The following is a 10,005-nucleotide window of genomic DNA, read 5'->3' as shown; positions in this document are numbered from 1 at the left end:
CACCTGGCACATCGCACCGGCCGGTACATGACCACAGGGGCTGTCCGGCCTGACGGCCGGACAGCCCCTCACCAAGATCTTCATCGACCTTCTAGGACTCGGTGATCTCGCCGTCCTTGAGCTCCAGCACACGATCGGCCAGGTCGAGAAGGGTCGCGTCGTGGGTGGCCACGAGCGCCGTGATCTGTTCGCTGCGGACGACCGCGCGGAGCAGTTCCATCACGGAGTGCCCGGTCTCCGCGTCCAGCTGACCGGTCGGCTCGTCGGCGATGAGGATCGAGGGGCTGTTGGCCAGGGCGCGGGCGATGGCGACGCGCTGGCGCTGCCCGCCCGACAGCTCGCCGGGCCGCTGCGCTGCATGGTCGGCGAGCCCCACCAGGGACAGCAGCAGATCGACGCGCTCCCGCCGCTCGCGCGGATCGGCCCTGCGCAACCGCATCGGCATGCCCACGTTCTCGGCGGCCGTGAGGATCGGGATGAGCCCGAACGACTGGAAGACGAAGCCGATGCGCTCCCGGCGCAGCGCGAGGAGGGCGTCCTCACCCTGTTCCCCGAGGTCCAGCCCGTCGACGGTGACGCTTCCGCTGTCCGGCTCGTCCAGACCACCGACGATGTTGAGCAGGGTGGTCTTGCCGGAGCCCGAGCGCCCCTTGAGAGCGACGAGTTCCCCCCGAGGGACCTCGAAGGAGACGCCGCGCAGCGCATGGACAGTGTTCGCGCCCCGCCCGTACGACTTGTGCACATCCGCCACCCGCAGCATGGCTGCGGTGGTCACCGCCTGACTCATCGCGCCCCCGTAAGCTCCGCTGACTCCGCGGCGCGCAGTATCTCACCGACCCTCACCACCGACAAAGCAGGCCGCCCTGACGGCACTTCGGTCCCGACGGTCGCCGCCACGCGCATGACGCGAATGTCCGATGTGATACATGGCGAGAGTGATATGCGACATACATACTCTTGCTCCGCTATGGGTAGCTTGGGGTGCTCGCCCGTCCATGGCGCTGCGTGACCGCGCGCGCCGCCCACCGATCCCCGGTCCGGGAGACCCATGCGCCTTCGAATAGCCTCCGTGCCGCCCCTCGCCCTGACCGGCGGCGCGCTGACCGTGGGCCTAGGCGGTCTGTATCTGGCCGGGCTGCTCGTCACGGGGGGTGAGATCGAAGCGGGGACGACGGTGCGCGGGGTGGACATCGGAGGCCTCAGCCGCGAGGAAGCCGTCCACAAGCTGGACGATCACCTGGCGGCGGCCGGCGCGAAGAAGCTGGCCGTGAAGGTCGGAGACCGGAAGGGAACCGTCGACCCTCGCCGCGCCGGACTCACCTTCGACACCGAGCGGACCGTCGACCGGGCCGCGCGCACCGCCTCCGATCCGTTCAGCGTGATCGGCGCGTTCTTCCGCTCGGGGCACGACATCGAGCCGGTCGTACAACTCGACGAGGGCAAGACCCGCACGGCACTCGGGAAACTGGCGCGGAACCTCGACCAGAAGGTGCGGGACGGAGCCGTGACCTTCGAGGAGGGCCACGTCAAGCAGGTCACGCCGCGCCGTGGCTACGCCCTGGACGTGGACGCCGCGGTCGATACCCTGCGGGCCTCCTTCCTGCACGGCAGGACGAACGCGGTCACGGCACTGCCCACCCGCGAGACCGAGCCGAAGGTGTCGGCGGCGGAGGTGCGGCGGGCGGTGCGCGACTTCGCCCGGCCCGCCATGTCGGCGCCCGTCACGCTCATCGCGGGCGGCAGACAGTTCACGCTCAGCCCCGCCGTCGTGGGCGAGCACCTGACGATGCGGCCGGACGACTCCGGCGATCTGATCCCGAAACTGGACGGCAAGGGGCTGCGCTCCGCCCCCGCGGTGGCCCGCCCCCTGGCCGGCCTGACCACGACCGCCGAGAACGCCCGACTGCGGCTGGACGGCGACCGGGTCGTGGTGGCCGACGACGCCCGGGCCGGCACGCAGGTCACCGACCAGGCGCTGACCAAGGCCGTGCTGCCGCTGCTCACCGAGACGGGCGCCGCCCGCAGCGGGGAAGTGGCCGTGCGGCGGATCCAGCCGGAGGTGACCCGCGAGAACGCGGCGCGGCTGGGGCTGACGGAGAAGATGTCCTCCTTCACCGTCAACTTCGAACCGGCCCCGTACCGCACGAAGAACATCGGGCGGGCCGCGCAACTCATCAACGGCTCCGTCGTACAGCCCGGCGAGACGTGGAGCTTCAACCGGACCGTGGGGGAGCGCACCCCGGCCAACGGCTTCGTCGACGGCATCATGATCCTCGACGACAAGTTCACGGAGGCGCCGGGCGGCGGTGTCTCCGCCGTGGCCACGACCATGTACAACGCGATGTTCTTCGCCGGGGTCAAGCCGGTGGAGCACGGCGCGCACTCCTTCTACATCGAGCGATACCCGGAGGGCCGTGAGGCGACGGTCGCCTGGGGCAGCCTCGATCTCAGGTTCACCAACGACTCCGGCCACGCGATATACATCCAGGCCGAGGCCACGGACACCTCGGTGACGGTCACCTTCCTCGGTACGAAGAAGTACGACGAGATCGAGTCGGTGAAGGGCCCCCGGACCCATGTGCAGCCGCCGGAGAAGCTGGTGAGCACCGACGAGAAGTGCGTGCCGCAGACCCCGCTCGAAGGCTTCGACGTCACCGTCGAGCGCGTCTTCCACGACGACGGCAAGGTGGTGAAGCGGGAGCCGTTCCACACCCACTACACCCCCCGTGACGAGATCACCTGCGAAGCCCCCGAGCCTTCGGCCAACGGCACCCCTGACACCCGGTAGCCCCCGATGCCGAGCGGTCACGCCTCCGCGTTCGCCGCATTCAGCAGGTCGGCCAGGACGTCGGGCCGTTCCAGGGAGATGAAGTGGCCGGCCTCGGGCACCTGTGTGAAGTCGGCGGTCGGCAGCAGCCGCTTGTCGGCCTCCCGGTCCGAGGGCCGCGACCAGTCCTTCTCCCCGTAGACGAGGTGGATCGGAGCCTTGATCTCGGGGTAGCGCGCGCGGGCCGCGATGAGGCTGGGCAGGTTCCGGTACACGCTCCGGGCGACGATCGGACAGCCGGGGCGGGCGCCCACCCGGAGCAGCTCGTCCACATAGTCCTCCCACAGCGCGCTCTTGTCGCCGAGCCCGCCCTGAAGGATCTTGCGGAGGGCGGGCCTGGGCTCCACCCCCGCGATCACCGGCCCCACCACCGGGGCGAGGACACCGCTGACCACCACACGGGCGAGGAGACCGGAGCGGGCGATCCCGCCGCGGAAGTCGTACGGGTTGACGGCGACGACGCGCCGGACCCGCTCGGGCAGGTCGGCGGCGGTGGTCAGCGTGAGCACCGCCCCCATGGACTCCCCGACCAACGTCACGTCGTGCAGGTCGAGCTCGGTCAGCAGCCGCTTGACGCCGGCGCGCAGGGCCGGCTCGTCGTACGAGGCGCCGGGCACGATCTCGGAGTAGCCCGTCCCCGGCAGATCGAGGGCGTACACGGTGTACTGGTCCGCGATCAGCGGGATGAGGAGACGGAAGTGCTCCGCCTGGGTGCGCACGGTGTGCAGCAGGACCAAGGGGGCACCGCGGCCCGCTTGAGGTAGCGCAGCGTCCCGTCGTGGCCGTGTCCTGCGCGCGGGGCGATGATGTGGCTGATGGCCCCCGGAACGAGAATCGTGGGACGTGGCTCCTGGCTGTGCATCTCGCCGACTCCGTGTGCTCTGAAGGGGGTTACTGGGCCAGCTCGGCGTACAGCCCGGCCGGGTCGCCGGCCAGGCCCGCCTTGACGTGACGCGTGATGTCGTCGGCGAGCACCTCGTACGCGCCCGACTCGACGCCGTCGAGGGCGAGTGCGGCGACGTCACGAGGACTGGACTTGGGGGCGTCGACGCCGGCCGCCAGATCCGTGTCCACGTATCCGACGTGCAGTCCGGTGACGGCGATACCACGGGGCCGCAGCTCCAGGCGCAGGGAGTTGGTCTGCGACCACAGGGCGGCCTTGGAGGCGCTGTAGGAGCCGCCGAGGGCCAGCCAGGAGAGAACGGAGTGCACGTTGAGAAGGTGGCCGCCGCCGTTGCGCTCGATGACCGGTACGAAGGCCCGGGTGAGGAGCAGCGGGCCGTAGAAGTTGGTCTCGAACTCCCGGCGTACGTCGTCGACGGGGGAGTCGAGGAAGGACGCGCCGACCGAGGCACCGGCGTTGTTGATCAGCACGGTGACGTCTTCCGCCTGCGCGGCGGCCGCCGCCACGGAGGCCGGATCGGTGACCTCCAGCGCCACCGGCACCGCGTCGGGGTGCGTCACCGTGCGCGGGTCGCGGGCCGTGGCGTAGACCTTGCCGGCGCCTCGTACGTACAGCTCCTCCACCAACGCCTTGCCGATGCCGCGGCTGCCGCCGGTGACGAAGACGTGTGCGCCCTTCAAAGCGGTCATGACTACCTCCACAGGAATGAGAAACCGATCGGTTTCCATCAAAGTAAACCGATCGGTTTCCAGGCGCAAGCCTGGTGGGGTTCGGGGCTTGGAGGTCGGGGGCCGGGGGAGGTGGGCCCTCTCGGGTGCGGGGCCGGCGCCTCGGAAACCGATCGGTTTTCGTCCCCGTCTCTCCGGGGTTAATCTCGTGCCATGACCACCGAAGTGAAGCAGAGCCCCAGGGAGCGGTTGCTGGAGGCGGCGGCCACACTCACCTACCGAGACGGTGTCGGCATCGGCGTCGAGGCGCTGTGCAAGGCGGCGGGAGTGTCGAAGCGCTCCATGTACCAGCTGTTCGGGAGCAAGGACGAGCTGCTGGCGGCGAGTCTGGAGCGGCGCACGTCCGCCTACACGGGGGCACTCCTGCCCGCGGCGGATGACGATCGCTCACCCCGGGAGCGGATCCTGCATGTCTTCGCACAGGTGGAGACGCAGTCGGGTGCGCCCGAGTTCTACGGTTGCCCCTTCCTGGCCGCCCAGATCGAGCTGAAGGATCAGAGCCACCCGGCGAGCCGGGTCGCCCATCAGGTCAAGGAGAACCTGACCGCCTTCTTCCGGGCCGAGGCGGAGCGGGGCGGGGCGAGCGACCCGGGTCTGCTGGCCCGGCAGCTCAGCCTGGTCTTCGACGGCGGCAGCGCCCGCGCCGGTATCGGCGCGGACCAACTGAGGGGTCTCCTCGCGCCCACGGTGATCACCCTGCTCGACGCGGCGGGCATGCGCTGACGCCGACAGGCGGTTCTCCGCGACGGGTGGATCAGCGCAGGCCGGCGAAGAGATCGCTCTCGGGCAGGGCGGCGCCGGTGGTGTCCTGGACGCGTACGAACGTCTCCACGCCCATCAACTCACCGAACCTCTCCCTGCCCATCCCGAGGAAGAAGATGTTCTCGCTCTGGCTGGCGTGCGCCGCCAACGCGTCGAACTTCTGGCCGCTGAACGCGGTGGTGTCCACCCATGTGGTGATCTCATCGTCGGGGAGGCCGATCTCGGCCATCGCGGCGGCCTCGGCAGGATCCGGCTCCGGCGTGTCCGGATGCAACTCACGCATGATCTCGCCGAACTGCCGCATGGCCGAGCGGGGCGCCGTGGTCCAGTACACCTTCGGCGCCAGGCCCTCGGTCATCTCCAGCGCCGCCATGGTGATGCGGTGGGCCTGGATGTGGTCGGGGTGGCCGTAGAAGCCGTTCTCGTCGTAGGTGACCACCACGTCCGGTCGGTAATGCCGCATGAGTTCCGCGAGTCGGGCGGCGCCCTTCTCCACGGGGGTCTGCCAGAAGGATTCGGGGGCGTCGTTGCTCGGCCAGCCGACCATCCCGGAGTCGGCGTAGCCGAGCATCTCCAGATCGCTGATCTTCAGGACCTCGCAGCTGGCCTCGAGTTCTTGACGGCGGATCGAGGCGACCGCCGCCGGATCGTGTCCTGGGTCGCCAGGCTTGACACCCCCGGGCCCGTCACCGCATCCACCGTCAGTACAGGTCACGAGAACCGTGCGGATGCCTTCCGCCGCGTACCGCGCGAGGACCCCTCCGGTTCCCGTGGCCTCGTCGTCCGGGTGGGCGTGTACTGCCATGAGCGTCAGGGGCCGTCCAGCCACGAATCAGTCCTCCTACAGACATGTGTCTTGATCGAAGTGCGGCGGCATGCCGCAACCCTGGGCCCCGGCCCCCGGCGCGGCTGACGACCTTACGGTCCCCATGATCCCGCCTGTGTGGCCCTGGCCCCTCTTTGATCAACCGCGCCGACCGCGCCGGATGTTCCCAGCGCGGACCCACGAAAATCAGGGTGAGCAGGGAAGAAGTGGGCTGCAACAATCGGCACATGATCACCCAGGAGATCTTCTTCGATTGCCGGCGCCAGGCTGATCGTGGCGTGGTCGAAGTCGTCCCGTGCATCGACGGGACACCTCTTACCGACTTGGTCGACCGGTTCGAGATCGACGCCGGAATGCAACCAGCCGGAGACGCCTACGGAGGTCTCATCCCGCAGTTCTTCCGGTTCGGTCCGATGGAAGACCATTTCCATGGGCGATCCACCGGAGCGATGGGGCCGAAGACGCCCGTGCTCGGCTGTGAATGCGGTGAGTGGGGATGCTGGCCGCTGATGGCCGGCATCACACTGACTCCTGACCACGTGACCTGGGACGCCTTCGAACAGCCCTACCGCAGGACACGCGACTACTCGGAATTCGGCCCGTTCCAGTTCGACCGCCTTCAATACGCCGACGCCGTGAAGGCCCTGGCCGCATCGCTGGGCTCTGACGAAACGTGAGTACAGCGCATCTCATCGATTCGTCACAGAAGGAGTAAGCCGTGTTTGACCACTTCATCGGGTTGAGTCCTGAGGACGCCGCACGCTGGACCGATCTGGTCGAGCAGTCCCGACCAGTCCTTGAGAGCGACGGAATGGAGGCTGTTCAGAGCCTTCTGGTCGAGCGCGGTATTGGCATCATCCAGGCGATCGCCATCACCCGGGCGCTACTTGGGCATGCCGAGACGCCCCTTCAAGCCGCCGTCGAAATCGTGGCCACGAGCAAGGCCAGGCAAGTCCAGTAGCCGCCATCAAGGTGCCGTGACCCGAAGCCGGCATGATCCAGGCGGCAGGCCCGAGCCCGAAAGCCCCGCTGATCCGGGGCGAAGTGTGGACACCTCGGGCTGCCGTCTCTAGCCTGGCTGACGGACCATCACAAGCGTCGATGTGACCCGACAGCGCGGTAGCCATCGACTGCTGCTGTTTCCGAGCGGTTGCCCCCGCTCGGCGTAGTGGCCCGCTGAAACACACCTGGCGGGCCGAAGCGGCGACATCCCGCTACGGCATCGGCGCGGCAGCGCGCGCCCCACGCCTGGCAGTCATCTGTTCAGGAAGGGGACAGCATTGTCATGTTCATGATCATCAGGAGAGTCGCAGCCGCACGCTGGCCGGCCATCGGTTCGGCCCTGCTCCTGGTCGCGACCGCTCTCATCGCGAACCTGGCCGGCGCCACGCCGGCCTCCGCGCACCCGATCAACGCCGCCGACTTCCAGCAGGTGCAACTGGCCCGCGGGGTGGCGGAGGTCGGTGAGCCGATGTCGCTGGCGGTGCTGGCCGACCGGTCGGTGCTGCATACCGCTCGCAACGGGACCGTGCGCCGCACCGACGCCAACGGCACCACCACGGTCATCGGCACCATCCCCGTCTACGTGCACGACGAGGACGGCCTCCAGGGCATCGGCATCGACCCGGGCTTCGCCACCAACCGGCACATCTACCTCTACTACGCCCCGCCGCTGTCCACGCCGGGAGGCGACGCACCGACCACCGGCGGCAACTGGTCGACATGGCAGGGTGTCAACCGGCTCTCCCGGTTCACGCTCAACGGCGACTTCACGATCAACCAGTCCAGCAAAGTGGATGTCCTCGACGTGCCGGCCGACCGCGGCATCTGCTGCCACGCCGGCGGAGACATCGACTTCGACGCGGCAGGCAACCTGTACCTGTCCACCGGCGACGACACCAACCCGTTCGAGTCCGCCGGATACGCCCCGCTCGACGAACGGACCAACCGCAACCCGGCGTTCGACGCGCAGCGCACCGCCGCCAACACCAACGACCTGCGCGGCAAGATCCTGCGGATCAAGGTGAACGAGAACGGGTCGTACTCGATCCCGGCGGGCAACATGTTCGCGCCCGGCACGGCCAGGACCCGGCCGGAGATCTACGCGATGGGCCTGCGCAACCCGTTCCGGATGAGCGTGGACAAGGCCACCGGCGTCGTCTACGTCGGCGACTACGGCCCCGACGCCGGCGCCACCTCGGCGCGCGGTCCGCAGGGCCAGGTCGAGTTCAACCGCGTCACGGGCCCGGGCTTCTACGGCTGGCCGTACTGCAACGGCACGAACACGAACGCCGAGACGTTCGCCGAGTGGGACTTCGCCACCAACACGGCGGGCCCGAAGTACAACTGCTCGGGCGGTGCGACGAACAACTCGTTCCGCAACACCGGCCTGAGCACGCTGCCGCCCGCCAAGGCCGCCTGGATCCGCTACGGCGGCGACGCCGGCAGCCCGCCGGCGTTCGGCGGCGGCTCGGAGTCGCCGATGGCGGGCCCGGTGTACCGGTACGACCCCGACGTCAGCTCGCCCACGAAGTTCCCGCAGTCGTTCGACGGGCAGTTCTTCGCCACGGAGTTCGGCCGCGGCTGGATCAAGCCGATCCATCTCAACGCCGACGGCTCCCCGGGGACCATCGACAGCTTCCCCTGGACCGGCAAGCAGGTCATCGACTCGGCGTTCGGCCCGGACGGCTCCTACTACGTGCTGGACTACGGCGCCGGGCTGTACCAGGGCGACCAGTACTCCGCCCTGTACCGCTTCGACTACGTCGGCGGCGGCAACCGGGCGCCCACGGCGGTGGCCGGCGCCGACCGGACCTCCGGCGCGGCGCCGCTGACCGTGACCTTCTCCTCGGCCGGCTCGTCCGACCCCGACGGTGGGGCACTGACCTATGCGTGGAGCTTCGGTGACGGCACCAGTTCCACCGCCGCCAACCCGACGAAGACGTACAACACCAACGGGAACTACACGGCCACGCTGACCGTACGCGACCCGCAGGGCGCCACCGGCACCGCCGACGTGCGGATCACCGTCGGCAACACCGCGCCGACCGTGACCATCAACAGACCCGCCGCGGGGGAGATCTTCGCCTTCGGCGACACCGTGCCGTTCAGTGTCACCGTGACGGATCCGGAGGACGGCACCGTCGACTGCGCCAAGGTGAAGATGACGTACATCGTCGGTCACGACAGCCACGGCCACCCGATCACCTCGAAGACCGGTTGCTCCGGGACGATCACCATCCCGGTCGACGGTGAGCACGACGACGCGGCGAACATCTTCGGGGTCTTCGACGCCGAGTACACCGACAACGCCGGACTCACCACGCACACGCAGCACATCCTGCAGCCGAAGCACCGGCAGGCCGAGCACCACAAGACGTCGTCCGGCGTCACCGTCCTGGACAAGTCGACCGCCGAGGGCGGCAAGTCCGTCGGCAACATCGAGAACGGCGACTGGATCGCGTTCGAGCCGTACAGGCTGAGCAACGCCACGTCGTTCACTGCCCGGGTGTCGTCAGCCGGCGCGGGCGGCACGTTGCAGGTTCGGGCCGGCTCACCGACCGGCACCGTCCTCGGCTCCGCCACCGTCCCGGTCACCGGCTCGTGGACGAACTTCACCACCGTCAACGGCTCGATCTCCGGGGCACCGGCCGGCACCACCACGCTCTACCTGACCTTCTCCGGCGGCTCCGGATTCCTCTTCGACGTCGACGCGTTCACCTTCGACCTTGGTGGAGGCCCCACCGCGGGGCCGATCGTGGGGGTCGCGGGCAAGTGTCTGGATGTCCGTGACGGTGGTTCGGCGGACGGGACGGCGGTGCAGATCTCGTCGTGCACGGGCTCGGCGAGGCAGCAGTGGACGGTGGCGGCGGGGTCGACGGTCAAGGCGTTGGGCAAGTGCCTGGACGTCAGCGGTGGCGGTACGGCGGACGGTACGAGAGTCGTGCTGTGGTCCTGC

At 69.1% G+C, this 10,005-nt stretch carries 8 protein-coding genes and 1 pseudogene; 5 read left to right on the top strand and 4 right to left on the bottom strand.

Going from position 1 to position 10,005, the window contains the following annotated elements:
- Nucleotides 1-91: 91 nt before the first annotated feature.
- Nucleotides 92-787, bottom strand: a complete 696-nt coding sequence (locus M8J73_RS25620; protein ID WP_055537211.1) for an ABC transporter ATP-binding protein — start codon at nt 785-787, stop codon at nt 92-94.
- Between the two features lie 261 nt (nt 788-1,048).
- On the opposite strand from M8J73_RS25620, the gene M8J73_RS25615 reads away from it, so the two are divergent.
- On the top strand, nt 1,049-2,788 hold the full coding sequence (locus M8J73_RS25615; protein WP_055537212.1) for a VanW family protein: 1,740 nt from the start codon (nt 1,049-1,051) through the stop codon (nt 2,786-2,788).
- A 17-nt stretch (nt 2,789-2,805) separates the two neighbouring features.
- Here the strand turns inward: M8J73_RS25615 and M8J73_RS25610 are convergent.
- Both M8J73_RS25610 and M8J73_RS25605 read right to left on the bottom strand, forming a co-directional pair.
- Nucleotides 2,806-3,689 (bottom strand): annotated as a pseudogene (locus M8J73_RS25610) (alpha/beta fold hydrolase).
- A 29-nt stretch (nt 3,690-3,718) separates the two neighbouring features.
- On the bottom strand, nt 3,719-4,420 hold the full coding sequence (locus tag M8J73_RS25605) for an SDR family oxidoreductase (protein WP_055537213.1): 702 nt from the start codon (nt 4,418-4,420) through the stop codon (nt 3,719-3,721).
- Nucleotides 4,421-4,612: 192 nt separating this feature from the next.
- Here M8J73_RS25605 and M8J73_RS25600 point away from each other — a divergent pair, with 192 nt between their 5' ends.
- Entirely contained in the window at nt 4,613-5,182 is a 570-nt protein-coding gene (locus tag M8J73_RS25600) for a TetR/AcrR family transcriptional regulator (RefSeq protein WP_055539952.1), read from the top strand.
- A 31-nt stretch (nt 5,183-5,213) separates the two neighbouring features.
- On the opposite strand, the gene M8J73_RS25595 is transcribed toward M8J73_RS25600, so the two are convergent.
- Entirely contained in the window at nt 5,214-6,050 is an 837-nt protein-coding gene (locus M8J73_RS25595) for a PIG-L family deacetylase (protein ID WP_107424016.1), read from the bottom strand.
- 224 nt (nt 6,051-6,274) lie between these two features.
- On the opposite strand from M8J73_RS25595, the gene M8J73_RS25590 reads away from it, so the two are divergent.
- From M8J73_RS25590 to M8J73_RS25580, 3 genes are all read left to right on the top strand, one after another.
- Nucleotides 6,275-6,724 carry a hypothetical protein gene (locus M8J73_RS25590; protein ID WP_055539954.1) on the top strand — a complete coding sequence of 150 codons (450 nt, stop codon included), beginning with the start codon at nt 6,275-6,277 and terminating at the stop codon, nt 6,722-6,724.
- 41 nt (nt 6,725-6,765) lie between these two features.
- On the top strand, nt 6,766-7,008 hold the full coding sequence (locus M8J73_RS25585; RefSeq protein WP_055539955.1) for a hypothetical protein: 243 nt from the start codon (nt 6,766-6,768) through the stop codon (nt 7,006-7,008).
- Between the two features lie 324 nt (nt 7,009-7,332).
- Nucleotides 7,333-10,005: carbohydrate-binding protein (locus M8J73_RS25580; RefSeq protein ID WP_249829100.1), on the top strand; the 2,673-nt coding region annotated here is incomplete at its 3' end.

Source organism: Streptomyces neyagawaensis (assembly GCF_023516595.1).
In the GTDB taxonomy this organism is placed as follows: Bacteria; Actinomycetota; Actinomycetes; order Streptomycetales; family Streptomycetaceae; genus Streptomyces; species Streptomyces neyagawaensis.
This window is presented reverse-complemented; position numbering and strand designations above follow the sequence as displayed.

What these genes read in the sequence shown, in the direction of transcription:
- M8J73_RS25590 (WP_055539954.1), top strand. Translation starts at nt 6,275, where the DNA reads ATGATCACCCAGGAGATCTTCTTCGATTGCCGGCGCCAGGCTGATCGT.
- M8J73_RS25615 (WP_055537212.1), top strand. Translation starts at nt 1,049, where the DNA reads ATGCGCCTTCGAATAGCCTCCGTGCCGCCCCTCGCCCTGACCGGCGGC.
- M8J73_RS25600 (WP_055539952.1), top strand. Translation starts at nt 4,613, where the DNA reads ATGACCACCGAAGTGAAGCAGAGCCCCAGGGAGCGGTTGCTGGAGGCG.
- M8J73_RS25620 (WP_055537211.1), bottom strand. Translation starts at nt 787, where the DNA reads ATGAGTCAGGCGGTGACCACCGCAGCCATGCTGCGGGTGGCGGATGTG.
- M8J73_RS25605 (WP_055537213.1), bottom strand. Translation starts at nt 4,420, where the DNA reads ATGACCGCTTTGAAGGGCGCACACGTCTTCGTCACCGGCGGCAGCCGC.